24 protein-coding genes and 1 pseudogene are annotated in these 26,353 nt (G+C 67.4%); 10 read left to right on the top strand and 15 right to left on the bottom strand.

Annotated features, from left to right (window positions below; translation table 11 throughout):
- The first annotated feature begins 7 nt into the window (after positions 1-7).
- From A5771_RS14075 to A5771_RS14065, 3 genes are read left to right on the top strand one after another with little or no spacing between them, the layout of a single operon-like run.
- Positions 8-1,018, top strand: coding sequence for an aromatic ring-hydroxylating oxygenase subunit alpha (locus A5771_RS14075; protein ID WP_064855834.1), 1,011 nt, complete (start codon positions 8-10; stop codon positions 1,016-1,018).
- Positions 1,015-1,656 carry a cysteine hydrolase gene (locus tag A5771_RS14070; RefSeq protein ID WP_064855833.1) on the top strand — a complete coding sequence of 214 codons (642 nt, stop codon included), beginning with the start codon at positions 1,015-1,017 and terminating at the stop codon, positions 1,654-1,656. Before A5771_RS14075 ends, A5771_RS14070 begins: the two co-directional genes overlap by 4 nt.
- Positions 1,614-3,257 (top strand): acyl-CoA synthetase, encoded by a 1,644-nt coding sequence (locus A5771_RS14065; protein WP_064855832.1) that lies wholly within the window; start codon positions 1,614-1,616, stop codon positions 3,255-3,257. Before A5771_RS14070 ends, A5771_RS14065 begins: the two co-directional genes overlap by 43 nt.
- Here A5771_RS14065 and A5771_RS14060 read toward each other — a convergent pair.
- On the bottom strand, positions 3,254-4,684 hold the full coding sequence (locus A5771_RS14060) for an aldehyde dehydrogenase family protein (RefSeq protein ID WP_064855872.1): 1,431 nt from the start codon (positions 4,682-4,684) through the stop codon (positions 3,254-3,256). The two genes, A5771_RS14065 and A5771_RS14060, sit on opposite strands and share 4 nt — an antisense overlap.
- A 14-nt stretch (positions 4,685-4,698) precedes the next feature.
- Positions 4,699-5,508 carry an NAD(P)-dependent oxidoreductase gene (locus tag A5771_RS14055; protein WP_064855831.1) on the bottom strand — a complete coding sequence of 270 codons (810 nt, stop codon included), beginning with the start codon at positions 5,506-5,508 and terminating at the stop codon, positions 4,699-4,701.
- Between the two features lie 182 nt (positions 5,509-5,690).
- Between A5771_RS14055 and A5771_RS14050 the strand changes: the two genes are divergently transcribed.
- The gene (locus tag A5771_RS14050) at positions 5,691-6,971 is read left to right on the top strand and encodes a cytochrome P450 (RefSeq protein ID WP_064855830.1); all 1,281 of its coding nucleotides are present in this window, start codon (positions 5,691-5,693) and stop codon (positions 6,969-6,971) included.
- 76 nt (positions 6,972-7,047) lie between these two features.
- Entirely contained in the window at positions 7,048-8,253 is a 1,206-nt protein-coding gene (locus tag A5771_RS14045; protein ID WP_064855829.1) for a cytochrome P450, read from the top strand.
- Positions 8,254-8,340: 87 nt separating this feature from the next.
- Here A5771_RS14045 and A5771_RS14040 read toward each other — a convergent pair whose 3' ends face one another.
- Positions 8,341-9,897 (bottom strand): aldehyde dehydrogenase family protein, encoded by a 1,557-nt coding sequence (locus A5771_RS14040; protein ID WP_064855828.1) that lies wholly within the window; start codon positions 9,895-9,897, stop codon positions 8,341-8,343.
- Between the two features lie 57 nt (positions 9,898-9,954).
- Here A5771_RS14040 and A5771_RS14035 point away from each other — a divergent pair, with 57 nt between their 5' ends.
- Positions 9,955-11,169 (top strand): CaiB/BaiF CoA transferase family protein, encoded by a 1,215-nt coding sequence (locus tag A5771_RS14035; RefSeq protein WP_064855871.1) that lies wholly within the window; start codon positions 9,955-9,957, stop codon positions 11,167-11,169.
- On the opposite strand, the gene A5771_RS14030 is transcribed toward A5771_RS14035, so the two are convergent.
- Together A5771_RS14030 and A5771_RS14025 are read right to left on the bottom strand one after the other, a co-directional pair.
- Positions 11,166-11,969 carry an acyl-CoA thioesterase domain-containing protein gene (locus tag A5771_RS14030; RefSeq protein ID WP_064855827.1) on the bottom strand — a complete coding sequence of 268 codons (804 nt, stop codon included), beginning with the start codon at positions 11,967-11,969 and terminating at the stop codon, positions 11,166-11,168. The genes A5771_RS14035 and A5771_RS14030 overlap by 4 nt on opposite strands.
- Entirely contained in the window at positions 11,966-12,985 is a 1,020-nt protein-coding gene (locus tag A5771_RS14025; RefSeq protein ID WP_064855826.1) for an NAD-dependent epimerase/dehydratase family protein, read from the bottom strand. The genes A5771_RS14030 and A5771_RS14025 overlap by 4 nt, the downstream gene beginning before the upstream one ends.
- A 112-nt stretch (positions 12,986-13,097) precedes the next feature.
- Between A5771_RS14025 and A5771_RS14020 the strand changes: the two genes are divergently transcribed.
- The 3 genes from A5771_RS14020 to A5771_RS14010 all read left to right on the top strand — a co-directional run bounded on the left by A5771_RS14020 (position 13,098) and on the right by A5771_RS14010 (position 15,979).
- Positions 13,098-13,520, top strand: a complete 423-nt coding sequence (locus tag A5771_RS14020; RefSeq protein WP_064855825.1) for a Zn-ribbon domain-containing OB-fold protein — start codon at positions 13,098-13,100, stop codon at positions 13,518-13,520.
- Positions 13,520-14,665 carry a thiolase family protein gene (locus A5771_RS14015; protein WP_064855824.1) on the top strand — a complete coding sequence of 382 codons (1,146 nt, stop codon included), beginning with the start codon at positions 13,520-13,522 and terminating at the stop codon, positions 14,663-14,665. The genes A5771_RS14020 and A5771_RS14015 overlap by 1 nt, the downstream gene beginning before the upstream one ends.
- Positions 14,666-14,749: 84 nt before the next feature.
- Positions 14,750-15,979 carry an amidohydrolase family protein gene (locus tag A5771_RS14010; protein ID WP_064855823.1) on the top strand — a complete coding sequence of 410 codons (1,230 nt, stop codon included), beginning with the start codon at positions 14,750-14,752 and terminating at the stop codon, positions 15,977-15,979.
- Positions 15,980-15,983: 4 nt separating this feature from the next.
- Here the strand turns inward: A5771_RS14010 and A5771_RS14005 are convergent, their stop codons facing one another.
- The 10 genes from A5771_RS14005 to A5771_RS13960 are packed head-to-tail and all read right to left on the bottom strand — an operon-like array spanning position 15,984 to position 25,678.
- Positions 15,984-16,478, bottom strand: a complete 495-nt coding sequence (locus A5771_RS14005; RefSeq protein WP_064855822.1) for a nuclear transport factor 2 family protein — start codon at positions 16,476-16,478, stop codon at positions 15,984-15,986.
- A complete protein-coding gene (locus tag A5771_RS14000) occupies positions 16,478-16,900 on the bottom strand; it encodes a Zn-ribbon domain-containing OB-fold protein (RefSeq protein WP_064855821.1) in 423 nt (140 codons plus the stop codon). Before A5771_RS14000 ends, A5771_RS14005 begins: the two co-directional genes overlap by 1 nt.
- Before the next feature lie 6 nt (positions 16,901-16,906).
- A complete protein-coding gene (locus A5771_RS13995; protein WP_064855820.1) occupies positions 16,907-18,115 on the bottom strand; it encodes a thiolase family protein in 1,209 nt (402 codons plus the stop codon).
- A gap of 24 nt (positions 18,116-18,139) precedes the next feature.
- Entirely contained in the window at positions 18,140-20,365 is a 2,226-nt protein-coding gene (locus A5771_RS13990; protein ID WP_064855870.1) for an acyl-CoA dehydrogenase, read from the bottom strand.
- Positions 20,362-21,372 carry an NAD-dependent epimerase/dehydratase family protein gene (locus tag A5771_RS13985; protein WP_064855819.1) on the bottom strand — a complete coding sequence of 337 codons (1,011 nt, stop codon included), beginning with the start codon at positions 21,370-21,372 and terminating at the stop codon, positions 20,362-20,364. Before A5771_RS13985 ends, A5771_RS13990 begins: the two co-directional genes overlap by 4 nt.
- Positions 21,373-21,377: 5 nt before the next feature.
- Entirely contained in the window at positions 21,378-21,818 is a 441-nt protein-coding gene (locus tag A5771_RS13980; RefSeq protein WP_064855818.1) for a nuclear transport factor 2 family protein, read from the bottom strand.
- Positions 21,815-22,654, bottom strand: coding sequence for a helix-turn-helix domain-containing protein (locus tag A5771_RS13975; protein ID WP_234783051.1), 840 nt, complete (start codon positions 22,652-22,654; stop codon positions 21,815-21,817). Before A5771_RS13975 ends, A5771_RS13980 begins: the two co-directional genes overlap by 4 nt.
- Before the next feature lie 58 nt (positions 22,655-22,712).
- The gene (locus tag A5771_RS13970; protein ID WP_064855817.1) at positions 22,713-23,546 is read right to left on the bottom strand and encodes an SDR family oxidoreductase; all 834 of its coding nucleotides are present in this window, start codon (positions 23,544-23,546) and stop codon (positions 22,713-22,715) included.
- 13 nt (positions 23,547-23,559) lie between these two features.
- The gene (locus A5771_RS13965; RefSeq protein WP_064855816.1) at positions 23,560-24,375 is read right to left on the bottom strand and encodes an SDR family NAD(P)-dependent oxidoreductase; all 816 of its coding nucleotides are present in this window, start codon (positions 24,373-24,375) and stop codon (positions 23,560-23,562) included.
- Between the two features lie 40 nt (positions 24,376-24,415).
- Positions 24,416-25,678, bottom strand: coding sequence for an amidohydrolase family protein (locus tag A5771_RS13960; protein ID WP_064855815.1), 1,263 nt, complete (start codon positions 25,676-25,678; stop codon positions 24,416-24,418).
- A gap of 25 nt (positions 25,679-25,703) precedes the next feature.
- On the opposite strand from A5771_RS13960, the pseudogene A5771_RS24345 reads away from it, so the two are divergent.
- Positions 25,704-26,288, top strand: a pseudogene (locus tag A5771_RS24345) (AraC family ligand binding domain-containing protein); the annotation flags it as partial.
- Positions 26,289-26,353 lie beyond the last annotated feature (65 nt).

Below are 26,353 nucleotides of genomic sequence, written 5' to 3'. Positions count from 1 at the left end.
AAACGCGATGAAAGTTCCGTTCACCTGGAAGGTCACCGGCTGGTTCATGATCGGCTGGTCACCCGAGTTCGAGGTCGGCCAGACCCGCGCCCTGCACTACTTCGGCGAGGACCTGGTCGCCTACCGCGGCGAGTCCGGTGAGCTGCACGTGATGGAGGCACACTGCAAACACCTCGGCGCCCACCTCGGCCACGGCGGAAAAGTGGTGGAAGAGCGCGTCGAGTGCCCGTTCCACGGGTGGCAGTGGGGGCCCGACGGTTGCAACAAATTCATCCCCTACCAACCGGACCGGCCGAACAAGGCGCTGCGCCTTCGCGTCTACCCGGTCATGGAGCAGTACGGCTGCGTTTTCCTCTGGCACCATCCCGACGGCCAAGAACCCCAGTGGGAGATGCCGGACATCTTCGGAAAGTTCCCCCAGTTCACCGCCGGCCCTGAGGACTACTACCGGGCCTTTCCGGAGTTCTCCCGTCGCCTGGAAGGCGAGCCGGTCCATCCGCAGATCGTCGCCGAAAATGCCGCCGACAGCGCGCATTTCCAGTACGTGCACCGCGCCACGGTGACCCCCCGGTTGCTGGACTGGCAGATGGCCGACCGGGAATGGCACTTCGTCGCCGGTTTTCCGGACGTGAACAGCGATGACCCCGAGGCGATGGCATTGCGGTTCCACTCGCACCTGTTCGGCCTCGGCGGGGCGATCAGCATTTTCGAAGGTGTGCAGCGGCACCGGCTGATCTTCACCTGCACACCGGTCGATGAGGGTCGCTCGGATCTGTTCTATTCGATTTGGTGGCCGCGAATCCCCGGCGACGACTCGCAAGCCCCACCGGATGAGATCCGCGAACGCGTCGAGAAGCAGTTCTTGACCACCGTGGAAGACGACCTGGGCATCTGGCGCTACCAGCGCTACATCGCGCACCCGGCGCTGGCCAAGACCGACGCGAAACCGTTTATGACGCTGCGGAAATGGGCGACGCAGTTCTACGACGTACCGGCGGACGAAACCGTCCTGACATGACGCTGGGGGACCTGGTAGCCCCCGAGCGCACCGCGATCGTCACCCAGGAGCTTCAGGGCGCGGTCGTGGGACCCGACGCCGGCCTGCCGGTGCTCGCCGACGAGGCGCGCCGCGAGGCACTGCCCAACATCGCCCGGCTGTTACCGGCGGCGCGGACCGCCGGCGTGCAGGTGGTGCACTGCCTGGTGCACCGGCGTCCGGACGCGCGGGGCTCCAACCATAACGCGCGCCTTTTCGCCGCCGGCCGGCGCGCGGTCAGTATCGCTGCGGGCAGCCCCGGCGCCAGCCTGCTGTCCGAATTCGGACCCGAACCATCGGATCTGGTTCTGAGCCGCTGCCACGGGGTGGGACCGATGGGCGGAACCGAGCTGGACGCGGTGCTGCGCAACCTCGGCGTGTCGACGGTTGTCGTCGTGGGGGTCTCGCTGAATGTGGCCATCCCGAACCTGGTGATGGACGCGGTCAACGCCGCCTACCGGGTGGTTCTGCCCCGCGATGCGGTAGCCGGTGTGCCGACCGAGTACGGGGCTGCGATGATCGAGAACACCCTGTCCCTGTTGGCGACGATCACCACCACCGAGGAGTTGATGCAAACGTGGCGAGCCAATTCACCGTCCCGGCCGTCACCGAGGCGGTAGCCGCGGCAATTCCCGATCGCGACCTGGTGATCCAGGGCGATCGGCGCTACACCTACGCCCAGATCCTCGATCGGTCCAACCGCCTGGCGTCCTACCTGCACTCGCAAGGGCTGGGCTGTCACACGCCGCGATCGGAGCTGGCCGCACACGAGACCGGCCAGGACCTGCTCGGGATTTACGCCTACAACGGCAACGAGTTCATCGAGACCCTGCTGGGCAGCTTCCGGGCCAGGGTGGCCCCGTTCAACGTCAACTACCGCTACGTCCGCAACGAATTGGCTTACCTGCTGGCCGATTCCGGCGCCACCGCACTGGTGTATCACGCCGCGTTCGCCCCGACACTGGCCGAGGTGCTGCCCGACCTGCCGCAACTGCGGGTGCTGATCCAAATCGCCGACGACTCCGGCAACGCCCTGCTCGAGGGCGCGGTGGACTACGAGACGGTACTGGCCGACAGTTCGCCGCAGCCGCCGCCGGTGCAGCCGGACCCCGACGACCTCTATGTGCTCTACACCGGCGGCACCACCGGCATGCCCAAGGGCGTGCTCTGGCGTCAGCACGACATCTTCATGGGCTCCTTCGGCGGCCGCAACCTGATGACCTCCGAAGAGGTCAGCTCCATCGACGACATCGTGGGGCCGGCCCGGGAGAACCCCGGCATCAAGCTGATGATCCTGCCCCCATTGATCCACGGCGCCGCGCAGTGGGCGGTGATGACCGCGATCAACACCGGCCAAACCCTGGTTTTCCCTTCGGTTGTCGACCATTTCGACGCCGACGATGTGGTGCGCGCCATTGAGCGGGAGAACGTGCTGTCGGTGACCGTTGTCGGCGACGCCATGGCCCGGCCACTGCTCGACGCCATCCGCAGGGGAACCGCGGACGTGTCGTCGCTGATGGTGGTGGCCAACGGCGGCGCGTTGCTGACGCCCTACGTCAAGCAGCAGGTGATCGAGACGCTGCCCGGTGCCATGGTGATCGACGGGGTCGGCTCCTCGGAGACCGGCGCCCAGATGCGCCACATGTCGACCTCGGGTGCGGTCTCGACCGGGACCTTCGCCGGCGGGCCGGATACCTGCGTGGTGACCGAAGATCTGTCTGCCGTACTGGAACCCGGCCACGACGGTCTCGGTTGGCTGGGTCAGCGCGGCTATGTCCCGCTGGGTTACAAGGGCGATGCCGCCAAGACCGCGGCGACGTTCCCGGTGATCGGCGACATGCGCTTCGCCGTGCCCGGCGACCGGGCCCGACACCTGGAAGACGGATCGATCGAGTTGCTCGGCCGGGATTCGGTGACGATCAACTCCGGCGGGGAGAAGATCTTCGCCGAAGAGGTCGAGACGGCGATCGCCTCACATCCGGCCGTAGTCGATGTGGTGGTGGCCGGCCGGCCCAGCGAACGGTGGGGGCAGGAGGTGGTGGCCGTGGTGGCCCTCGCCGACGGTGCCTCCGCTACCGACACCGACCTGATCGAGCACGCCGGCGGATCGCTGGCCCGCTACAAGCTGCCCAAGGCGGTCATCTTCCGGCCGACGATCGTGCGCAGCCCGGCCGGCAAGGCCGACTACCGGTGGGCGCGCGAGCAGGCCGAACAGGGTTAGCCGCGCTTCGCCAGCCTGCGGTGCGTCCGGTTGCGCGCCCTGCGCAACATCGTGTCGGCATACAGGCGCATCCCGGGCTTGAACGGCGGCGCGGCGGATCCGGTGAGGCTGAACGGCAGATCGGAACCGACCACCGTCCGGTAGTGGCTGAACGCGTCGAAGCCGGCCTTGCCGTGGTAGGCGCCCATGCCGCTGCGCCCCACGCCACCGAACGGCGCGCCGGACGGGATCATCTGCGCGGCGAAGTCGTTGCGGGCCACTCCGCCACTTCTGGTGCGCCGCACGAAGTCACGGAAGTCCTTGTCGCCGGGGCCGAACCAATAGGCGACCAGCGGCGCCGGACGCGCGTTGATCTCATCGATGGCCTCGTCGAGACTGCGGTATCCCTGCACCATCAGCACCGGGCCGAAGATCTCCTCCTCGGCGATGCGCATCGTCGCGTCGACGTCGCGCACGATCGTCGGGGCGATCTTGCGGGAGCCGCGATCGGGCAGCACCTCACCCTCCGGGGCGACGGCCTCCACGGTGGCGCCCCGCGAGCGGGCATCCTCGATCAGGCCCATGACGCGATCGAAGTTGGCCTCATTAATGCTGGAGCAGTAGTCGCCGTTTGCCACGATGGTCGGGAACATCTCCCGCAGCGTCGCACGGGCGACCTCGACGAACGAGTCGATCTCGCGTTCGGGCACCAGAACGTAATCGGGGCACACGCAGACCTGCCCGCCGTTGACCATCCGGGCCGAGGCGATCCGTTTCGCCGATCGCGCGATGTCGGCGCCGGGGGCCACCACGACGGGGTTCTTGCCGCCCAACTCCAAGGTCACCGGGACCAGGTTGTCCGCCGCGGCGCGCTGGATCAGCGCACCTACCGACGGCGATCCGGTGAAGAACAGGTGGTCGAACGGCAGGCCCGCGAACGCGGCCGCGACATCGACGCCCCCGGTGACCACGGCGAGCTCGTCGCCCTGGAAGTATCTGGGCGCCAGCTCTTGCATCAGTTCTGCAGTGTGCGAGGTGATTTCGGACATCTTGATCATCACCCGGTTGCCGGCCGCGAACGCCGCGGCCGCGGGCAGCACCACCAGTTGCAGTGGAAAGTTCCACGGCCCAATGATCCCCACCACGCCCAGCGGGCTCGGCTGCACCTCGGCGCGTAGGCCGACCAGTCTGCCGGCACGCAGCAGCTTGCCGGTCCGCATCCACTGCTTGACGTGGGATCGGGTGTGTTCGATCACCGGGATCATGCCGACCAGTTCGGTTGCCAGCGACGCCGACCGGGACCGGGTACCGAAATCAGCGGCCATCGCATCGACGAAGGCGTCGGTGTTGTCCAGCACCATCGCCAACAAGCGGTCAATGCGATTGCGCCGCACCGCCGCGCTGGGCGGGCCGTCGGCGACGAACGACTGCCGTTGTCTCGCCAGCAGGTTCAGCAGGTCGCTCACGACAGGTCCAGGGGTCCGGTCTCGGCCACCGCGCGCAGCTGTCCCAACTCGACGCCACGGTCGGCGGCGGCCTCGATACAGGCCGCGACGTCTTTGCGCATGAAGGGCGCAACGACTTGGGCGAAGCTCTCCACTCCCCCGGCCGACTGCACGTAGCCTGCGGCCCGGCTACCGCCGCTGCAGTGCTCCAGCGCCGAGAACAGACTGGCGTCGGGCACTCCGAGGTTCTTCGCCAGCTCGACGGCGGCAGCGACGAGTTGCGCATTGGCGGCGAACAGCACGTTGTTGATCAGCTTGAGGTTGAGCGCGGTGCCCAGGCCTCCGGTGGTGATCACCGGATCGGCGTAGGCGGCCAGCACCGGCTGTGCGCGAGCCACCGCATCGTCGGGACCGCCGAGCAGGACAGTCAGCTTGCCGGCGGCGATGTCGTGGGCGCCGCCGCTGACCGGCGCGTCCACCAGCACCGGGCCGTCCGGAAATTCCGCCATCAGTTTGGTCAGCGTGCTCACCGTTCCGGTGGTGTGCGAGACCACGACCGTGTCGGGGCCGGCGCTGGCCAGCAGCCCGTCGGCACCGGTGGCGACCTCGCGCAGCTGAGCGTCGGAGAACAGGCAGCTGACCACGACGCCGGCATCGCGTGCGACGGCGGCGACCGACTCCACCGGCACCGCGCCGGCGGCCGCCAGCCGTTCGCGCACCTCCGGACGGCGCGCGTAAACCTGCACGGAGAAGCCCGCATCGACAAGACGCAGCACCATCGGCTCGCCCATTTTGCCGGCTCCGACGAACCCGATGGTCTCGGCCATTCTCGGCTCCTGTTCGCATCTTTCGCCGCCCCGGTCGGATGTTCAGTGGGGCTGTCGGTAGGGCCAACCGTAGCATTGTCCACCGGCGCCGAATTCGTTACAGTCGTGCTTACTGTCGGCTTTTCGGGTGGCTGGCGCCACGGGCGACACCCCCTGCAGGGCCCGCGCTTCGAGAGGACACCATGACCCTGAGTTCATCAGCCGGCACTCCGACGTCTCCATACCCTCACCACCGACTCGACATCTCGGATCCCGGCTTCTGGGACAAGGACTTTCGCACCCGCGACGAGACCTTCGCAACCCTGCGCGGCGAGCAGGGCCTGACCTGGCACCGGCCGATGCCGGCCGTCTTCCCCCACCAGGAGACCGGATACTGGGCGGCGACGCGGCACACCGACATCAAGTTCATCAGCCAGCACGAAGAGCTGTTCTGCTCGCGCGAGGGGGTCAGCGTCGATCCGATGCCGGCCGAAATCCAGCGCAACATGACGTTCTTCCTGGCGATGGACCCGCCCGACCACACCCGGTATCGCAAGCTCATCAGCTCGGGGTTCACCCCGCGACAGGTCCGCCGGATCGAGGAGCAGATCAAGACCAACGCTCGCAGCATCGTCGACGACCTACTGGCGCGACTGCGTACCGGCGACCAGATCGACTTCGTCGCAAGCTGTTCCGGACAGCTGCCGATGCGCACCATCTCCGACATGATCGGCATCGATCCCGCCGACCAGGAGAAGGTCGCCTACGCGGCCGAATGCCTGTTCAGCGGCAGCGACGACGAGTACGCCTCGCTGGAGGAGCGGGCCGTGCATGTCATGACGCAGTTGGGCGTGTTGGCCGGATCCGGTATCGAGCTGGCGCAGCGCCGCCGCGCCGAGCCGCACGACGATCTGATGACCGCGCTGGTCAATGCCGAGGTCGACGGCCACCGCCTCACCGACGAGGAACTGGGCTCGTTCATGGTGCTGCTCGGTTCGGCCGGCAACGACACCACCAAGCAGACCACCACGCACGCGTTCAAGGCCCTCGTCGATCACCCCGAGCAGCGTGCGTGGTTGCTGGCCGACTTCGACAACCGGATCGACGCCGCGGTCGAGGAATTCGTGCGGTGGGCGACTCCGGTGATCGCCTTCGCGCGCCACGCCGTGGTGGACACCGAGGTGGCCGGGACCACGATCAAGGCCGGCGAAAAGGTCGCCCTGTTCTACTGCTCGGCCAACCGCGACGAGACGGTGTTCGACCGGCCGCACGAATTCGACATCACCCGTGCCGCCAACCCGCACCTGGGCTTCGGCGGCGGCGGAGCGCACTACTGCCTGGGCACCCACGTGGCCCGGATGGAGCTGCGGCACCTGTTCTATGAGCTGCTCACCCGGCTGCCGGAGGTCACGCTCGGCGAACCGGAGTACCTGCACAGCACCTTTGCGCACGGCATCAAGCGAATGCCGGTCAGCCTCGCCTGACACTGGCGCGACACCTGCCCGATCATTTACTGTAATGCTTACAGTAAATTGCTCCACTTGAGACGGGAGACCAGCCGTGAAGAGCCAGGTCGACGACGTCGCCGCCGCACTCGACAAGCCGGCCGGCTACCTTACCAACCCCTATCCGTACTTCGAGCGCAAGCGCGCGCACGCCGGGGTCTTCCCCGGAACGGTCATGGACTACTCCAAGACCCCGGCGTCGCTGCGGCCCGAAACGCAGTTCGCCGCCGTCTCTTTCGACGCCGTGAACCAGGTGTTCCGGGAAGCGGATTCCTTCAACTCCCACATCTACGACGTCACCATCGGATTATTCCTGGGACCGACCATCCTGGCGATGGAGGGCGAGCCGCACCGCAAGCATCGCAATCTGGTGTCGTCGGCCTTCAAGCGGAAATCGTTGGTGCACTGGGAGCCCGACGTGGTGCGGCCGATCTGCAACAGGCTGATCGACGAGTTCATCGACGCGGGTTCTGCCGACCTGGTGGCCGGCTTCACCTTCGAGTTCCCCACCCGGGTCATCTCGAAGCTGTTGGGCCTGCCCGAAGAGGACCTGCCGTGGTTCCGTCAGCGCGCGATCGAGCTGATCAGCTACACCGTCAACTACGAGCGCGCGTTCTCCGCCTCAGCGGCGTTGAAGGAGTACTTCCTGGCACAGATGGACAAGCGCAAGTCCCATCCGACTGAGGACATCATCGGTGATCTGGTCACCGCAGAGGTCGACGGCGAGAAGCTCAGCGATGAGGCGATCTATTCGTTCCTTCGCCTGCTGCTGCCGGCCGGGCTGGAGACCACCTACCGGGCCACCAGCAACCTGCTTTACCTGTTGCTGACTCATCCCGAACAGTTCGCCGCGGTGCAAGCCGACGGCGACCTGATCGGCCCCGCCATCGAGGAGGGGCTGCGCTACGAGACGCCGCTGACTACCGTGCAGCGCACCGCAATCCGCGACACCGAGGTGGCTGGCGTCGCGATTCCGGCCGGCGCGGTCGTCGATGTCTGCATCGGGTCAGCCAACCGCGACGAGGCGCGGTGGGAGCGCGCCGAGGTGTTCGACATCTTCCGCAAGTGGATTCCGCACATCACGTTCGCCGCCGGCGAGCACACCTGCATGGGGTTGCATCTCGCCCGGATGGAGATGCGGGTCGCGATGGAGTGCCTCCTGGACCGCCTCAGCGATATCACGCTGGTGACCGACGACAATCCACACATCTACGGTCAGCCGTTCCGGTCACCGCGCTCGCTGCCGGTGACGTTCAGGTAGATCTCTCCGACTGTGCGGTTTCGTACGCGACCCACCGATGAGGGCGCACCAAACCGCACAGTCGATGACCGAACCGCGCGGACTGCCTTACGCCCCCCGCGGTTTCCGATAACCGATGGTCTTGGTCTCCAGGTACTGCGAGAACCCCTCGATCCCGCACTGCCTGCCCCAGCCGCTGTTCTTGTAGCCCCCGAAGGGCACGTCGGCGCCGTAGTACATGCCGCCGTTGACGCCGATCGCCCCGGTGCGCACCCGCCGGGCCACCGCCATGGCCCGCTCCGATGACGCCGAGACCACCGCACCGGCCAACCCGAATGCACTGTCGTTGGCGATCCGCACCGCTTCGTCGTCGTCGCCGAACGGCAGGATCACCAGCACCGGCCCGAACACCTCCTGCTGCGCGATGGCCGCGCTGTTATCGACGCCGACGATCACCGTGGGCTGCACGTAGTGCCCGTCGGCCAGGTGAGCCGGCAGGTCTTCGTACCCCCCTCCGCCGGTGGTGATCTCGGCCCCGTCGAGCCGAGCCTGCGCAATCGCGTCGAGCACCCGCTGCTTCTGCTGCGCGCTGATCAGCGGGCCCACCAGGGTCTGCGGTAGCACGGGGTCGCCCACCGTCACCGCCGCGAACGCCGCGGTCACCGCGGCCACCACCTCGTCGAACAGGGAGCGGTGCACCAGCATCCGGGTGGTAGCCGCGCAAGCCTGCCCGGCGTGCACGCACACCCCGACCGCACTGGGGATGACCTTGGCCGGGTCGGCGTCGTCGAGCACGATCAGCGCCGACTTGCCGCCCAACTCCAGGAAGGTCCGCTTCATCGTGTCAGCGCTGTTGCGGGCCAGCAGCTTGCCGACCGAGGTGGATCCGGTGAAGGAGATCATGTCGACCCGGGGGTCGATGCCGAGCAGTCCGGCGACCTCGTTCGACGGCGTGGGCACCACGTTGACCACCCCGGCGGGGATGTCGGTGTGCTCGGCGACCAGACGCCCCAGCCGGGTGGCGTTCCACGGAGTGTTCGGGTCGGGCTTGAGCACGACGGTGTTGCCCGCTGCCAGCGCCGGCCCCAGCTTGTTCAGGATCACCTCGACCGGAAAGTTGGACGGGGTTATCGCCGCAACCACACCGACCGGCTCCTTGACGACGGTGCGGACGTTGCGGTCGCCGAACAGTCCGCCGCCCTCGATCAGCCGCTCCCACTCGAACTCGTCGATCAGCCGGCCCGGGTAGCGCAGCGCGTCCGCCAACGGCCAATCCAGCTGTGCCAGTTGGGTCGTCATCACCGGGCAGCCGACCTCGGCGATCAGCTCGGTGCGCAGCTCTTCCTTCTCCGCCTCCAGTGCCGACTGCAGTTGCGCCAGACAGCGCTTGCGCAGCCGGCGGTTGGTGGACCAATCCGAGTCGTCGAAGGCGCGCCGGGCCGCGCCGATCGCCCGTTGCATGTCGAACTGGTCGGCGGCCGCGGTGGTCCCCAACAGCCGCCCGGTGGCCGGGCTGCGATTGTCGAACTCCGCCCCCGAAGCCGCCGCCACCAACTTGCCGTCGATCAGCATGCGCGACTCCGCCGCCGCAGCAGCCCGTTCGCCGACCTCCACGCTGGTGACCCTGACGTCGCCGCCTTGTTTCGGAGGCCCAACCGTAACCATTACAGTAGAATACTCCAATATGTCGGACGTCAGGAGCGCACCGAGTTGATCAAGGTCATGGACGGCTTCCGGGTACTGGAAGTTGCGCAGTTCACGTTCGTCCCCGCCGCCGGAGCGATCCTGGCCGACTGGGGCGCCGACGTCATCAAGGTGGAACACCCGGTGCGCGGCGATACCCAGCGCGGGTTCATCCGGATGGGCGGCTTCGAGCTCGACCCCGACCGGCATCCGCTGATCGAGCACCCCAACCGCGGTAAGCGCAGCGTCGGCATCGACGTCTCGACACCCGCAGGGCAACAGGTGCTCTACGAGTTGGCCGCCACCGCCGACGTGTTCTTGACCAATTACCTGCCGCGGGCCCGGCAGAAGAATAAATTCGACGTCGAGCACATTCGCGCCGCGAATCCGAACATCGTCTACGCCCGCGGCAGCGCCTACGGCGACAAGGGGCCCGAACGCGACATCGGCGGTTTCGACGGCACCGCGTTCTGGACCCGCAGCGGCGTCGGCCACGCGCTGAGCCCCGAGGAGCTGGGTGCACCGCTGTCCCAGGGCATTCCCGCGTTCGGCGACTCGGTCGGCGGGATGAACATCGCCGGCGGTATCGCCGCGGCGCTGCTGCATCGCGAGCGCACCGGCGAAGCGCTCGAGGTCGACGTCTCGCTGCTGTCCACCGCGTGGTGGGCGGCTGGCGCCAGCGTGACCCAGGGCATGGAGACCGGCGAAGCCATGCGTGCGCTGATGCCGCAATCCGGTGGCTCACCGGCGAATCCGTTCCTGGGCAACTACACCACCTCCGACGGCGGCACCATCAACCTGTGCATCGTCAGCCCGACCGGATACATTCGGGACACCTTCGAACACTTGGGGATTCCCGAAGCCGCCGATGATCCCCGCTTCTCCGACGTGCTGCCGCTGATGGAGAACGCCGACGCGGCCAGCGAGCTGATCGTCGCGGCAATCGGCGCCAAATCCTTCGAGTACTGGCGTCAGCACCTCAAGACGATGAAGGGCCAGTGGGCGCCATTTCAGAGTCTGGTCGACCTGGGCTCCGACGAGCAGGCGATCGCCAACGACATGGTCGTCGAGGTCGAGGCCGGCGATGGCGGCCCGGCGTTCAAGGTGGTCCGCGGCCCGGTCCAGTTCAACCATGAACCGCTGCAGACGACCCGCGCCCCGCAGGCATCCGAGCACACCGAGGTCGTGCTGATGGAACTCGGAATGGACTGGGACCGCATCGAAAAGCTCAAGGAGTCCGGCGCTATCGCCTAGCCGGGCGTCGGGCTCTCCCGCCGGTTGTCGGGGTCGAAGTTGAAATTCGCGATCGCGGTCGACACGCCGCTGCCGATCGGGCCGAGGGCGTCGAACAAGCTAGCGCTTCCGGTCGCCACGCCGGCGTCGCTGTAGTGAGTCAGTGCCGCCAACCCGATGTAGGGGCCCACCGGTAGCCGGCTCAGGGCCAGGGTGTAGTCGGCATTGATGAACGCCAGTCCCCTGGTGCTGAAATTGGTCAGCGAGGCGGTGACATCGACGGCCATCGCGGCCCGAACGAACGGTGTGAGCTCCTCGCCGTCGACGAGATCACGGATCTCGCGCAGCCAGGCGTAGCGCGGTCCCGAGTGTTGCCACGGGAAGCGCTCGCCGTCGTCGTTGCCGTAGGCCCGGATGAACATCGGCACGGTCTCGTCGAAGTGTGCCGGTTCCTTCGGGGGCAGTGGCAGCGTGACCGCGGTGGTGAAGAAGTCACCGTCGGGCTGGACGCCGCGACGTAGATACAACGCCGAGCCGCGGGCCACCAACTCGCCATCCTGCGTCATTGCGGCGTCAATGGCCCGCATCCGCGACCCCGCGCGGACCACCGACGCGCTGACCCGCAGCGGTGCGCTGGCCACCCGGCGCAGGATCTCGACGGTCAGCCGCGCCGGCTGCAGGTCGTCGTCGCAGACGTGGTGCTCGATGGCGCGGGCCAGCAGTCCGCCGACCACCTGGCCTCCCAGCGTCGGCCCCCACCCGCCGTGAGCGATGGCGTTCGGCACCAGGTCGTTATCACGACGAACTACGAACGGGATCATGGCTTGCTGCGCTCCAGGTAGAACTTCGCGGCGCGCCGGATCGCATCCTCGGTCGGTTCCGGGTGCCAGCCCAGTTCCCGGGTGGCCTTGCTGTGATCGGCAGGAGACGTCAACGCCATCAATCGCGCCCCGGTCGCGGTGAACGGGAAGTCACGCCCCAGCACGGCACCCGCGGCACCGACAAGGTGGCCCAGGACATGCAGAACCGCCATCGGTATGCCGATGCGCGGCGGTTTGGCTCCGACCGCTTCGGCGGCGATGGTGAGCATTTCACGCTGGCTCATGTACCGCTCGGAGATGATGTAGCGCTCGCCGACGCGCCCCCGCTCCGCGGCCAGCAACATTCCCCGGGCGGCGTCATCGATCCCGACCACCTCAGAGCCCACGCCCCGCGCGTACGCCGGCATCCTGCCCATCGCGGCGAACTGAACGAGCATGCCTTGCCGCGGCTGCCAGTCGGGCGGGCCGTACGGGTTCGACACGTTCGTGACGACGGCCGGCAGTCCGCGGTCGGCCACGTAGGACAGCACCAGGCGCTCGGCCTCACGGCGGGAGGCGATGTATCCCCCACCCTGGGCGGCCCAGTTGAACGGCGTTCGCTCATCCACGGTTTCGCCGTTGCGGCCTACCGCGATGGTCCCGATGGTGCTCAAGAACACGAACCTGTCGAGGTCGGCCTGCGCCGCGACGTCCAGGACGTTGCGTAAACCCTCGACATTGGTTTTGAACAGCGGCGCGGGGTCACGAAGCTCAGCGCGGGTGTCGACGACGCAGTAGTACACGACGTCGCGGTCGGCCATCGCGGCGGTGACCGCTTCGGTGTCGAAGATGTCGCCGTAGCACCGCTCCACGTCAAGCCCGTCGATCCCCCTGGTGGAGCTCGAACGACGCAACAACACCCGCACGTCATCCCCGCGGGCGACCAGTTGGCGCGTGACGCAGGCACCGACGTTGCCACTGGCGCCCATGACGAGGGCGCGCCGCCTCGTCGCCGCGGGTCCGTCGTTTTCTGTCATCCCTGGAACCTTCCGTGATCGCGCGCGCGGTGCCGGAAGCCCGCTGGCCAACTCGGGCGATCATACTTTACTGTAAGTATTACAGTTAGTAGACCCGTTAGGCGGAGGCCCCATGCAGAAAGCGCTAGCACCCGACATCTCGACGTGGCCGGATGAGGCCCCCCAGCTGGTCGGCAGCCGCTGCGCGGCCTGCGACGCCACCGCCTTCCCGGCCCAGCCACGGTGTCCGAAGTGCAGCGGCGACCAGATGACGCGAGAGTTGCTCCCCCGCACCGGGACCCTGGTGGCCTGGACCACGCAGGGCTTCCCGCCCGGCCCACCGTATCTGGGCCCCACCGGTAAGGACTTCGTGCCGTTCGGCGTCGGCCTGGTGCAGCTCGGCGATGTCGTCCGGGTGGAAGGCCGGCTCACCGAGAACGATCCCGACAAGCTGCAGTTCGGGATGCCGGTGCAGCTGACCATGGTGCCGTTCGGCGCCGACGCCGACGGCAACGAGATCGTCACCTTCGCCTTCCAGCCGACGGGTCAGCGCTGATGAACGACGTCGCCATCATCGGGGTCGGCCTGCACCCGTTCGGGCGCTTCGAAGACAAGTCGGCGATGGAAATGGGCGTCGACGCCATCTTCGCCGCGGTCGCCGATGCCGGAGTGGCCTGGGCGGACATCGGCGCCGCCACCGGCGGCAGCTGGACGGTGGCGAACCCGGATGCGATCGTCGGTATGGTCGGGCTGTCGGGCATTCCGTTCATCAACGTGTTCAACGCCTGTGCCACCGCGGCCAGCGCCGCCAAGGTGTGCGCGGACGGTATCCGGTTGGGCGACTACGACATCGGCGTCGCCGTCGGCCTGGACAAGCACCCGCGCGGTGCGTTCACCGAGGACCCGGCGCTGGTCGGCATGCCGCGCTGGTACGCCGAGAACGGCCAGTACCTGACCACCCAGTTCTTCGGCATGAAAGCCAACCGCTACCTGCACGATCACAACATCTCGCAAGCGACGCTGGCCAAGGTCGCGGCCAAAAACTTCCGCAACGGCGCATTGAACCCGAACGCGTTCCGACGCAAACCTATCTCCGAAGAGGAGATCCTGGGGTCGACGATGCTGAACTATCCGCTGACGCAGTACATGTTCTGCGCGCCGGATGAGGGTGCGGCCGCCGTGGTGATGTGCCGGGCCGACATCGCGCACCGCTACACCGACAAGCCGGTGTATCTGCGTGCGGTGGAGGTGCGCACCCGTCGCTACGGGGCCTACGAGGTCAACACCACCTTCGCCCCCGTTACCGAGGATGTCGCGCCGACGGTGTACGCCGCGCGGGCCGCATTCGAAAAGGCCGGGGTGGCACCCGAAGACGTCGACGTGATCCAGCTGCAGGACACCGATGCCGGCGCGGAGATCATCCACATGGCCGAGTGCGGCTTCTGCGCCGATGGCGACCAGGAGAAGCTGCTCGCCGAGGGTGCGACCGAGATCTCCGGATCGATGCCGGTCAACACCGACGGCGGTCTGATCGCCAACGGCGAGCCGATCGGCGCCTCCGGGCTACGCCAGATCCACGAGCTGGTGCGCCAGTTGCGCGGCGAAGCCGGCGACCGGCAGGTGCCCGGGGAACCCAAGGTCGGGTTCGCCCAGCTCTACGGTGCACCGGGCACCGCGGCGGCGACCATCCTGACGACTTAATTACCGCGAGCAGACGTGAAAGCCCCCAATTCGCTGTGATTTTAGGGGCTTTCATGTCTGCTCGCGGAGAGAAAGGAACCAGCCATGAGCCAGTTTCGTGACGCACCGATCTTCGATGCCGACCAGCACATGTATGAGACCCCTGACTCGTTGACGAAGTACCTCCCGGAGAAGTATTCGCGGGCGGTCCAATTCGCCCAGATCGGCCGCCAGACCCGGATCATCATCAACAATCGCGTCAGTGACTTCATCCCTAATCCGACCTTCGAGCGGGTCGCCGCACCCGGTGCGCACGAGAAGTTCTTCGCCGGCGAGAACACCGAGGGCCTGACCCTGCGCGAGCTGCAGGGGGCTGCCATCGAGGCGCCGGCAGCCACCCGCAATCCCGCCGATCGGGTGCAAGAACTGGACCGCCAGGGAGTGCTGGAGGCGCTGAACTACCCGACGCTGGCCAGCCTGGTGGAACACTCCTCCGCTGATGACCCGGAGCTCACCCTCGCCATCATTCACGCGCTGAATCAGTGGATGGCCGAACACTGGACCTACAACTACGACGGCCGGGTGTTCTCCACGCCGATCATCAACCTCTCCGAGGTCGACGGCGCCCAGCGTGAGCTGGAGTACGTCCTGTCCCACGGTGCCGCTGTTGCGTTGATCAAACCCGGGCCGGTCAACGGTGTCCACGGCTGGCGGTCACCGGCGCTGCCGGAGTTCGATCCGTTCTGGCGTGACGTGGAAGCCGCCGGCCTGCCCATCGTGCTGCATGCCAGCTTCCCGCCGCTCGACGACTACGTCAGCCGGTGGGAGCCGCCTTACACCCAGAATTTCATGGCGCAGAGCGCGTTCCGCTGGATGGTTCTGGGACACCGGGAGATCGCCGACATGATCACCGCCCTGATCTGCCACGGCACCCTGACCCGCTTTCCCAAGCTGCGAATCGCCAGCGTGGAGAACGGCAGCTCATGGATCGCGCCGCTGTTTCATGACTTCGGCGACCTGTACAAGAAGATGCCGCAGAACTTCCCCGAGCACCCGCATGAGGTGTTCCGGCGCAACATCTGGGTCAGCCCGTTCTGGGAGGGTTGTATCTCCGATGTCGTCGAAACGGTCGGCTGGGACAAGGTGCTGTTCGGATCGGACTACCCGCACCCCGAGGGCCTGGCCGAGCCGAAGGGATTCTGGAAGTACGCCGAGGACATGGGTGTTCGCCGCACCTATGACTTCATGGGCGACAACGCCCGTCGGTTCATGGGCCTGCCGATCGCAAACCCGGATCCGAAGGCCACCAAACCGCCGGTGGCAGCGGACGCCTGAGCGCTTAGCGCATCAGCCGCTTGGCCACTCGGCCGACCACCGCACGGATACGCGGCGAGACATACACCGCCACCAACCCGTTGAACACGTCCTCACGCAGCCGGGTCAGCGTCGAGGTGTTGATTCGCCACTGGTCGTCGATCTTTTCGTAGGTCTCGGTGTAGTGGCCGTACCCGCGTAGGTTCACGCCGGGGCCCAAGCGCACCACGTCTTCCAGGGCCCACACTCCTTTGGCTGTCGTCGGCGAGGTCAGCTCAATATCGGGCGCATGCACCTGATGGACGGTGGCCTGGGAGCGCAGGCTCTTGCGGGTGAAGGCCACGAAATCGTCGGCGCCGCTGATGACTTTCCCGCCGGCCTGCGCGGTATCGCTGACGAAGTCGTCGGTGAACAAGGCGCGCCAGGCCCCCCAGTCCTTGGTGTCCAGGTAGCGGCAGTAGCGCGACTTGAGCCGTTTGATCGCCTCGATCTCCAGCAGCACCGCAGCATCGTCAGCCATCAACCCACCTCCGGCACGGGTTCGTAGCGCAGCATCGTCACATCGTGGTCGGGGTAATCACAGAACACCGGCTTGACCCGCATGCCGACCACCAGGTCGTCGGGGTCGACGTTGACCAGCTCGGTGGAGAACCGTGGCCCCTCATCCCATTCCACGATCGCCAACAGTTGCGGCACGGCGTCGGCGAAGTGCAGGCCGACCGGCCGACGGGCCACCGTAAAGGAGTACAGCGTGCCCATCCCGGAGATCTCCCGCCATTCCAGGTCGTCAGCCAGGGTGCGCGGCGCCCGTACCCGCGGGTAGAAGACATAGCTCTGGGCCGACGGCGAGTACTGGATGACGATGCGGTGTTCGGCCAGGGCATCCCAAAAAGGTGCGGTGGTCGGCGTTTTGACCGGCATCGGGCGTTCGAAGGTGGTCATCGGCGCTCAGTCCCCTTCCAAGATGAGGGTGGTCTGTTCGGACAGGATCCCGCCGTTGCCGGAGACGAAGGCCCGATTGCAGTCGGTCACCTGCGCTGCGCCGGCGCGGCCCATGATCTGGCGGGTGGCGTCGCAGACGTGGTGCATGCCGCCGGCCAGGCCGGCCTGCCCGAAGCCGAGTTGGCCGCCGGCGGTGTTGAGCGGGAAGTCGCCGCGGAAGGTCAGGTCGTGATCGGTGATGAACTGCATGCCTTTGCCTTTTTCGCAGAATCCGGCGTCCTCCAGGGAGAGCAGCACCGTGATCGTGTAGCAGTCGTAGATAGAGACCATGTCCATGTCCGCGCGGGTCAGGTCCGTCATCGCGAAGGCGGTATCGGCGGCCTCGGCGATCGGGGTGGCCAGCAGGTCCGCGGCGTAGGTCGGGGTTTTGAACGGCACGTGCTCACCGAACCCTTTGATCCACACCGGGCGATTGCGGGCTCGTTTGGCGATGTCGGCCGAGGCGATCACCACGGCGGCCCCGCCGACGCAGGGCATCACGATCTCCAGCATGTGCAGCGGGTCGGCGATCACCGGGCTGGCCAGCACCTCGTCCACCGTCAGCGGCGTGTCGCGCCAGATGGCGTCGTCGGTGTGGTTGGCGTTGACACGTTGGTCGACGACGATCTTGGCCATGGCCCGCTCGTCGTAGCCGTAGACCGCCCCGTAGCGGGTGGCCACCTGCCCGTAGGGGCCGTTCTGGCCGAGGTTGCCGTAAGGGATTTCGAATTCCGCTTGAGGCGAGCCGTACTGGTTGCTCGACGAGCCGAAGAACATCGCGTCGACCAGCGGCCTCGGCTTCTTCTCCGACATCGGGGTGACGTAGCGGGCCGGCAGCGCGCACAACACCACATCGCAGATTCCCAGCTCGATCGCCGCGGCCGCCCGCCACACCATGGCGGCAGCGCTGGCACCGCCCAGGTCGACGATCTCAGCGAATCGGGCGGGAATCCCGAGGTATTCGGCGATGGTCGAGGGAACGAAGATCTCCGACTCGCCCAGGTGCGAGGTGACGATTCCGTTGACGAGTTCGCCGGGCAGGCCCGCGTCGGCCAGGGCGGCCGCACTCAACTCGGCCCATTGCTCGAGCGTGAACGGGGCCGGGGCAGCCTTGTTCATCCGCTCCGGCGGCAGCTCGACGTAGCCGACGATCGCGGCCTCTCCACGTAGTCCCATGTGCTGTCCTCTATCTGAATACGGTCACTTGCGGGGAAGGCCCAGAATCATCTGTGCGATGACGTTCAGCTGAATCTCGTTGGTGCCGCCGCCGATCAACTCGGCGGGCGACAGCAGATACGGTTCGACGACGGCCGGGTCGGAGTCGGCGGCCATCGCCAGGCGCCCGGCGGTGGCCAGGGTGGCCCGGAACGTGCGGCGCAGTAAAAGGTTCATCGCCACCTTGGCGATGCTCGATGCCGCCCCGAGGCCCTGCCCGTCCAGCAGCCGGATCGTCTCGCGCACCCCGAGCGCCTTGATCGCATTGGTGTAGGCGTCCAGCTCGCCCAGTGCCCGCACCGCGTCGTCGCGCTGTTCACCGTGGCCGGCAGCGATGCGCCGCAATGCGATGGCCCGATCGTTCTGCACGTATCCGCTGATGGCCGAACGCTCTTCGGCCATGGTTGCGATGGCCAACTGCCAGCCTCCGGTGGGCTCACCGAGCAACATGTCGTCGGGAACGAAGACGTCGGTGAGGAAGACTTCGCTGAACTCGGCCGCGCCGGTGGCCTGCACGATCGGCTGGACTTCGATGCCTGGCGAGCGCATGTCCACGATGAAGTAGCCGATACCGCGGTGTTTGGCCGCAGCAGGATCGGTGCGGGCCAGCAGTGCTCCGTAGTCGGCACGTTGAGCACACGATGTCCAGATCTTGTGGCCGTTGATGCGCCACCCGCCGTCGACCTTGACCGCGCGGGTGGTCAACGAGGCCAGATCGGATCCGGCTCCGGGCTCGCTGAAGAGCTGACACCAGGCGAGCTCGCCGCGCTGCGTCGGCGGGATCAGCCGCTGTTGCAGCGCCTCGGGCGCCGCCTGAAGCAGCGACGGCAGGATCCATTCGGCGATGCCCAGCGACGGCCGCACCAAGCCAGGCCTTTTGGCGAATTCCTCGGCGATGATCAGCTGCTGCAACGGGGTGGCGTTGACGCCCGACGGCGGCGGCCACTGCGGGGCGATGAGTCCGGCTTGTGCGATCAAGCTACGCTGCGGGCCGGTTTCGAAGTGTGGGTAGTCGCCTTGGCGTCCGGGCCCGTCGTTGCACAGTGCAGTGGCGGCATCGAGCGTCGCGGCGATGTCGTCCCGGAACTCGGCTTCGGCACCGCCGAGATCGACGGTGAAATCGCGCTGCTGCGTGGTCGTCAGCTCGCCGAGGCGCCGTGCCCACCCGGTGGCGGCCCCGACCGAAGCGGCGACGCTGGTGGCACGACGCCAGTACAGGTGCAGGTCGTGCTCCCAGGTGAATCCGATGGCGCCGAACATCGTCAGGGTGTCCAGGACGGCATCGGGGCACGGGGTGATCGCCGCCACCACCGCGGCGGCGGCGGCCATCTGATGCTGGTCGCGGGTGTCGGTGGCCGCGCGGACGGCATCCCAGGCGGCGGCGCTGGCCAGTTCACTGTTCACCAGCAGCATCGCCGCCCGGTGTTGCAGCGCCTGGAAGGTACCGATCGGTTTGCCGAACTGTTCGCGGGTGCGCAGATGTGCGGTGGCCGCCTCGACGCACCATCCGGCGATTCCGGCCGACACCGCCGCGGCCAACCCGACCGTGAGCCATTCGGCGCGACCGGGGTCGATACCGCTCAAGACGTCGGCCGCGCTCGCTGGGTAGCCGGTAAGGGTGATGGCGCCCAGGTCGGTGAGCAGATCGGTGCCGGCGACCGGGGCGACCGTGGCCTCCGGCCGCGACAGGTCGACGGCCAGCCAGATCGCCGTGCCGTCGGAGCGGTCAGCGCAGACCAGCGCGAGCCGCGCCGAGCAGGCACCCGAGATCAGTTCGCAGGCACCGTCAATGCGCCACCCGCCATCAACCGGATGTGCGGTGAGCTTCGCGTGCTGCGGTAGGACCACCGTCGCCGGCGCACCGGCAGCGAGCCCGCCCAGCAGCGCCTCCCGGGCCGGCGTCGCCTCAGCGAGCAGTCCGACCGCACCTGCGGTGACTGTGGACAGCAGCGGCCCCGGAAGGCACACCTTCCCGGCGGCTTCCAGAACGCAGGCGGCGTCGAGCAGCCCGCCACCTTGGCCGCCGGCCGACTCGGGCAGGTGGATAGCGTGAAACCCGTGCACTACCAGCTCATCCCACCACGTGGGTAGCTCACCGGCCGCCAGCGCGTCGAAGGCCTTGCGGGTGTCGGCGATCGGGGCGTGCCGGGCGGCGAACCGCCGCAGCGACTTGCCGAGTTCGCGCTGTTCGAGGGTCAGTGCCACGCTCACGAGCTCTCCAGCTTCGCCGTGCACCGTCTGTCACGGAAGAAGGCGGCGGCTTCGGCCAATGCGTCAGTGGTCGGTTTGGGCGCCCAGCCCAGTTCCCGGACGGCCTTGTCGTGACTCATCGGCGACATGATGTGCAGCAGCCGCATCGACAGCACGGTCAGCGCCGTGTCCCGGCGGCGCAGGCGGGCAACGAACTGCGAGACCCGTCCCAAGGCCGACATCACCGCGAGCGGCACGCCGTACTTGGGCGGCGCGACATCGACTGCGCTACAAGCAGCGTGATAGATCTCGTGAGCGCTCATGAACCGTTCGGAGACGATGTAGCGTTCGCCGGGGCGGCCGCGTTCCCCGGCCAGGATCAGGGCGCGGGCCGCGTCATCGATGCCGACGACCTCGGCTTGCGCACCGGAGATGTAGAAGGGCAGCTTGCCGCGGACGGCAGCGGCGACCAGACCGCCGTGCGGGGTGGGCTGCCAGTCGCCGGAGCCATAGGTGTTGGCGACACACATCGCCACCGCGGGCAGCCCCTTGTCCCGGTGGTAGGCCAGCACCAGGTTTTCCGCCTGCACCCGGCTGCGGATGTAACCACCGCCCGCCTCAAGCCAGTTGTGGGCGGTGCGCTCGTCGGCCAAACCGTGCTCGACGCGCCCGATGGTCCCGATCGAACTGGTGAACACGAACCGCTCCAGGCCGGCATCGACGGCCACATCCAGAACATGCCGCAGGCCCTCCACATTGGTGCGGTACAACGGTGTCGGGTCTCGCAACCATGCCCGCGCATCCACCACGCAGTAGTAGACGACGTCGCATCCACTCATCGCCGAGCGCACCGCGTCCTCGTCGAAGATGTCGCCGTGCCCGATCTCGACGTCGAGGCCGTCGATACCGCGCGTCGAACTGGTGGGGCGGATCAGCACGCGGACGTCTTCGCCGGCGGCGACGAGTTGCCGGGTGACGTGGGAGCCGAGAAATCCGCTGGCCCCGATCACCAATTTCTTCCGCACCATGCGCCTCAACCCGGTTGAGCGGCACGGAGATCGAAGCTGCTCAACATTCGCGTCTGGGTGAAACACCGCCGCGCGATGCGCCAGCCGTCCGGTGTCAGCACCAGCTCGTCGCGGTATTGTCCGACCGCATCCACCCACTGCTGGGGATCGGCGGCCAGGGCCTGCACGGTGTGCACGTAGGTCACCGCGGTGGCATGACCGGCGTCGCTCACATCGATGACCATGTTGTGCAGCATGTGCTTGGTGTCGCTCATCGCCTCATGCACCGTCGCCATGAACGCGGTGATGGAGTCGACGTCGGGCCAGTGGCCGATCTCGCCGTAGTCGGCATCGACGTCGTCGGTGAAGCAGGTCCGAAACAGCTCCCAATCCTTGGTGTCGATCGCGGTCGCATACCGCAGCAGGACCTCGGTGATGTCGGCTTTCGCGGCCGCCTGGTCGGTCATGCTGGATCCTTCCTTGCCGCCCACAATGATTCGATGCGTGTCGCGGTCTCCCGCACGGCCGCGCCGAGATCGCTGACCTCGGCCGGAGTCATCGTCGCGAACGGGGACGCCCCCACCGACATGGTGACCGTGCCGTCGGTGTCGTGGATCGGGGCGGCCACATTGGCGACCCGGTGCTCGGCGCTGTCGAGCTCACCGGGCAGATAGTCGACCACCGTGAGATCGGCGAAGGCGCTGGCCAGCCGAGCGGTGATCTCGTCGGGCTCTCCCTCGGCGGCAAGCGCTTGCAGCGCCGAATAGACCCGGACATACTCGCGGCTCATCCGCTCGATCGCGTAGCCGCGGCTGCGCACTTCGTCGAGCACCGCGCTCAGCCGCCGGCGCAGCCGCGGCGAGGGGGCGCCCAATCCGCCCAGCCACTCCCGTTTGACCTGCTCGCCGGCCTCGGCGACGAACTCCCGGCAGAACGGGGCCACTATCGGCATCCGGAACCCGACGCTGACCAGCGGTGCCGCCAGTGATTCGCCGACGGTGTCGGTCACCACCACCGTCGGCCCTTGGCGGGCGCCCAGGACGACCTGCATGCCGACCGCGTCGGAGAGCCGCTGCAACTCGGGCCGGAACGCCTGCCTGTTGACCGGCCGGGTCAGCGCGGCGAGCGCGGGCCCCCACGAGTAACCGCCTGAACGCCGGTCGCGCACGATCCACTGCCGGGCCGCCAAGGTGGTGACGATCGCATGGCAGGTGCCGTGACTGATATGCAGCAGCCGGGCGACCTCCGACAGCGAGAAGCTGCGTTCGGGATCGGACGCCAACAGTTCCAGGATCCTGATCACGCGCTCGGTAGGGGGCGAAGAAACGGGAGTGCCCGGCTCGCCGGTATCCGCAGTCATATCAAGTATTTCCGGCAGCCAGTCGGGCGCGCTCGCGCACCGAGGCGACCACTCCGCCGTCGTTGAGGATGTCGGTGCCGGTGAGGTAGCCCGCCGCGTCGCTCGCGCAGAACGCCAACAATGCCGCCATCTCTTCGGGCTTGCCCCACCGTGGCACGGCGGCGTCGACGACCAGCGCCCCGGCGCCGGCCTGCTCCTCCAGGCGGCCCATCTCGGTGTCGGTCGAGCCCGGCGAGACCGAGACGATGCGCAGCCCGCGGCCGTTGAACCGTTCGGCCTGCGAACTGCTGTACCACCGGACGAACGCCTTGCTCACCGCGTACGCGAAGCCCGAGCGCGCCTCGTCCGGAATCGGGTCGCACACGCCTGCCATGGCAGCCATGAAGGCGTGATCATCCGTCAACGCCAGCGGGAAGTGTCCGGCCGGGATCAGCTTCTCCGGCAACAGGTACGCAGCCATCGATGCCACATTGACGATCACCGATCCTTCGCCGGCCGCGCCGTAGAAGACCTCGTTGACGTTGACCGTCCCGAGAGCATTGGTGCGCATGACATAGTCGGCGTCGCCCATGCTCGGACTGACGCCCGCGGTGTGGATCACCGAAGCGATCGGTCCGATCCCGGCCGCGGTGTCGAAGAGCCGCGCGACGGCGTCCCGCTCGGTGACGTCACAGTTGACGACGGTGACCTCGACGTCCTTCAGTGCGGCTGCCGCGGCGTCCAGCCGGTCTTGCCGCACATCACCGAGCACCACCGCGTGATCCCGCCCGACGATCTTCGCCGTGGCCGAACCGATGCCGCCCGCGCCACCGGTGATCACCGACACCTTCGGCATGACTCCTCCTGCCTCACTTGCCCATTGCAGCGTTGATCGCCTGCGCCATGAAGGCGACCGCCTCGTTGCGGCCCAGGGAGGCCAGCAGCTGCGCCGCACCGGTGATCTGATCGCCGGCGTACACCGTGGGCCCGTTGGTCAGGTTGTCCAGCGCTGCGGCCACCGCCTGTTCGGCGGGCTCGGCCCCGGCCGGGACCTGGTCTGTCGACGTGATCTGGCCGCGTTCGTACTCCAGCCGGCGCAGCGCCGGGGTGTCGGTCTTGCCGAGGATCAGGCCGATCACGTCGACGCCGGTGTGCTGCAGCTCGCTCCACAGCGCCTCGGCGAAGACCATGTCGAAGGCTTTGGACGCGCCGTAGGCCACCATGTTGGGTCCGCCCACGAACCCGGCGCCCGCGCCCACGATCACGATGGCGCCCGCACCGCGCTGAACCATCGGTTGCGCGAGAGCGTGGCACAGCTGCATCGGCACGACGCAGTTGCGCTGCACCATCGCCTCGGCCGCCGTAATCGTGTTGTCCAGAAAGGGTTTGAAGTCGGGGTCGGCGCCAGCGCAGTAGACCAGAAAGCCGACGGTCAAGCCCTCGACTGCTTGAAGCAGTGTGCGCGCCGCCTCCGGCTCAACGAGATCGACTGCCAACGCTAGGGTTTGCACTCGGTGCCGCTCTGCGATGCCGGCGGCGACCTCGTCGAGCAGCCGCTGCCGGCGCGCTACCAGCACGACATTGAGGCCACCGGCGGCCAAAGCTTCGGCGAACGCGGCGCCCACGCCGTCCGAGGCGCCGGCGATCAGCGCCCACGGCCCGTACTTGCCCAGTCCCGCCGTCATACTTTCGAACGATACGTCGAGTATTCGACGTAGACAAGGGCTACGCCTTTGCCAGCTGATTCTCCGCGTACCGGCGCGCCCACTCGGCCCGCGACCGGATCGAGGTGTCCACGTCGGTCGCGGTGGCCCGCAAGGCCCCCACCGTCGCCTGCTCGCGCGGCGTCTGAGCGAACGGGTCCCAGCCGAAGAACCGGCAGGAGTTCTCCCAGGTGATCTTGTTGATGTCGGCGTCATCGGCGCCGGCGGCCTCCAACTCGGCGAGCACCTGCTCGGGGGCATCCGGCCAGAAGCAGTCCGAGTGCGGATAGTCGCACTCCCAGGCGATGATGTCGATGCCGATCTCGTGGCGCAGCTTCAGCGAGGTCTTGTCGGTGACGTAGCAGGCCAGCGAGTGCTCGCGGAACACCTCCGACGGCAGCTTGTCACCGAAGTCACGGCGCAGCCACTTCTGGTTGGTGTAGTGCCGGTCGCTGCGGTCCAGGTAGAACGGGATCCAGCCGATACCGCCCTCGGAGAACGCGAACTTCAGATCCGGGTAGTTGCGCATCGCCGGACCCCACAACAGATCCTGGGCGCACATCGCCGAGATCTGGGTCGCCAGGATGATCAGGTTGTCGATAGGGGCGTTGGGAGCCATGCTGATCGCCCCAAAGCCGGTGCCGATGTGCAAACACATCACCACGTTCTCCTCTGAGAGGGTGGTGAACACCGGACCCCAGTACTCGTCGTCGTGGTAGCTGGGCAGTCCTTCCAGGTGCGGCAGTTCGGGCATGGTGACCGCCCGGCAGCCCTTGGCGGCCACCCGGCGGATCTCGGCGCACATCGCTTCGGGATTCCAGGTCGGCAGGATCGCGATCGGGATGAACCGGCCCGGATAGGAGCCCGCCCACTCGTCGATGTGCCAGTCGTTGTAGGCCGACACCATCACCAACGTGACGTCCTCACGGGTCATGTTGAGGTGCCGCGCGGAGAAGCCGGTGAAGGTCGGGAAGCACATCGAGGCCAGGATGCCGTTACGGCTCATGTCCCGGACCCGCTCATGCACGTCGTAGACGCCGGGGCGCATCTCGGCGAAACCGGCGGGGTCGCGGCCCCACTCCTCGGCCGGCCAGGACACCACGGCGTTGAGCCCGCTGACGCCCTGCGGCCGGCCCTGGTACATCCACTGGTCGACGCCCTTGTCGTCGGTGACGACGATCGGCGCCTCCGCCTTGTACTTGGCCGGGACGTGGCGCAGGAACATGTCGGGCGGCTCCACCACGTGGTCGTCGATGCTGACCAGGATCAAGTCGTCGATGTTCATGCCTCTACTAGTACCCTGGAAAATCATGACCGTCTCCGCGCGATCGGCCACAGAGTTTGCAGAACCGGCCAACATCGATCTGCGCCGGGGCGGCCGCGCCAAGGCCGGCAGCTATCTCTACGAAGGCCGGCAGCTGATCACCGGATGGCACTCCCACGACATGCACCAGATCGAGTACGCGGTCGGCGGCGTGGTCGAAGTCGAGACGGCCGCGGCGCACTATCTGTTACCCCCGCAGCAGGCGGCCTGGATTCCGGCCGGCCTGGAGCATCAGGCCACCATGCGGCCCGAGGTGCGCACCGTGGCGGTGATGTTCGACCCCAAGCTGGTGCGGCACGGCGGTGACCGGGCGCGCATCTTGACCGTCTCGCCGCTGATCCGGGAGATGATGCTGCACTCGCTGCGCTGGCCGATCGAGCGGGCCGACGGAGACACCGTCTCCGACGACTTCTTTTCCACCCTGGGCCACCTGGTTTCCGAGGCTCTCGACCACGAGGCGCCGCTGAGCCTGCCCACCTCCGATCACCCGATCGTGGGCGCCGCGATGGACTACACCAAGGCGCATCTGTCGGCGGTGACCGCGGCGCAGGTCAGCCACGCCGTCGCGGTCTGCTGGACACCCTGATCGGGGGCGGCCAGCAACGCCATCGCCTGCAGCATCCGGGCATGCAGCAG

Source organism: Mycolicibacter sinensis, assembly GCF_001667375.1.
GTDB lineage: Bacteria > Actinomycetota > Actinomycetes > Mycobacteriales > Mycobacteriaceae > Mycobacterium > Mycobacterium sinense_A.
The sequence above is the reverse complement of the archived record's forward strand: the minus strand, read 5'-3'. Positions and strand labels throughout refer to the sequence as shown.

Excerpts from the sequence above, each read along its gene's own strand:
- A5771_RS13965 (WP_064855816.1), bottom strand. The coding sequence starts at position 24,375 with ATGACGGCGGGACTGGGCAAGTACGGGCCGTGGGCGCTGATCGCCGGC.
- A5771_RS14025 (WP_064855826.1), bottom strand. The coding sequence starts at position 12,985 with ATGACAGAAAACGACGGACCCGCGGCGACGAGGCGGCGCGCCCTCGTC.
- A5771_RS13970 (WP_064855817.1), bottom strand. The coding sequence starts at position 23,546 with ATGCCGAAGGTGTCGGTGATCACCGGTGGCGCGGGCGGCATCGGTTCG.
- A5771_RS14010 (WP_064855823.1), top strand. The coding sequence starts at position 14,750 with ATGAGCCAGTTTCGTGACGCACCGATCTTCGATGCCGACCAGCACATG.
- A5771_RS14040 (WP_064855828.1), bottom strand. The coding sequence starts at position 9,897 with ATGGTTACGGTTGGGCCTCCGAAACAAGGCGGCGACGTCAGGGTCACC.
- A5771_RS14000 (WP_064855821.1), bottom strand. The coding sequence starts at position 16,900 with ATGACCACCTTCGAACGCCCGATGCCGGTCAAAACGCCGACCACCGCA.
- A5771_RS14055 (WP_064855831.1), bottom strand. The coding sequence starts at position 5,508 with ATGGCCGAGACCATCGGGTTCGTCGGAGCCGGCAAAATGGGCGAGCCG.
- A5771_RS13960 (WP_064855815.1), bottom strand. The coding sequence starts at position 25,678 with ATGAACATCGACGACTTGATCCTGGTCAGCATCGACGACCACGTGGTG.
- A5771_RS14075 (WP_064855834.1), top strand. The coding sequence starts at position 8 with ATGAAAGTTCCGTTCACCTGGAAGGTCACCGGCTGGTTCATGATCGGC.
- A5771_RS14035 (WP_064855871.1), top strand. The coding sequence starts at position 9,955 with ATGGACGGCTTCCGGGTACTGGAAGTTGCGCAGTTCACGTTCGTCCCC.
- A5771_RS13980 (WP_064855818.1), bottom strand. The coding sequence starts at position 21,818 with ATGACCGACCAGGCGGCCGCGAAAGCCGACATCACCGAGGTCCTGCTG.
- A5771_RS14050 (WP_064855830.1), top strand. The coding sequence starts at position 5,691 with ATGACCCTGAGTTCATCAGCCGGCACTCCGACGTCTCCATACCCTCAC.
- A5771_RS14005 (WP_064855822.1), bottom strand. The coding sequence starts at position 16,478 with ATGGCTGACGATGCTGCGGTGCTGCTGGAGATCGAGGCGATCAAACGG.
- A5771_RS14070 (WP_064855833.1), top strand. The coding sequence starts at position 1,015 with ATGACGCTGGGGGACCTGGTAGCCCCCGAGCGCACCGCGATCGTCACC.
- A5771_RS14020 (WP_064855825.1), top strand. The coding sequence starts at position 13,098 with ATGCAGAAAGCGCTAGCACCCGACATCTCGACGTGGCCGGATGAGGCC.
- A5771_RS14030 (WP_064855827.1), bottom strand. The coding sequence starts at position 11,969 with ATGATCCCGTTCGTAGTTCGTCGTGATAACGACCTGGTGCCGAACGCC.
- A5771_RS13985 (WP_064855819.1), bottom strand. The coding sequence starts at position 21,372 with ATGGTGCGGAAGAAATTGGTGATCGGGGCCAGCGGATTTCTCGGCTCC.
- A5771_RS14015 (WP_064855824.1), top strand. The coding sequence starts at position 13,520 with ATGAACGACGTCGCCATCATCGGGGTCGGCCTGCACCCGTTCGGGCGC.
- A5771_RS13995 (WP_064855820.1), bottom strand. The coding sequence starts at position 18,115 with ATGGGACTACGTGGAGAGGCCGCGATCGTCGGCTACGTCGAGCTGCCG.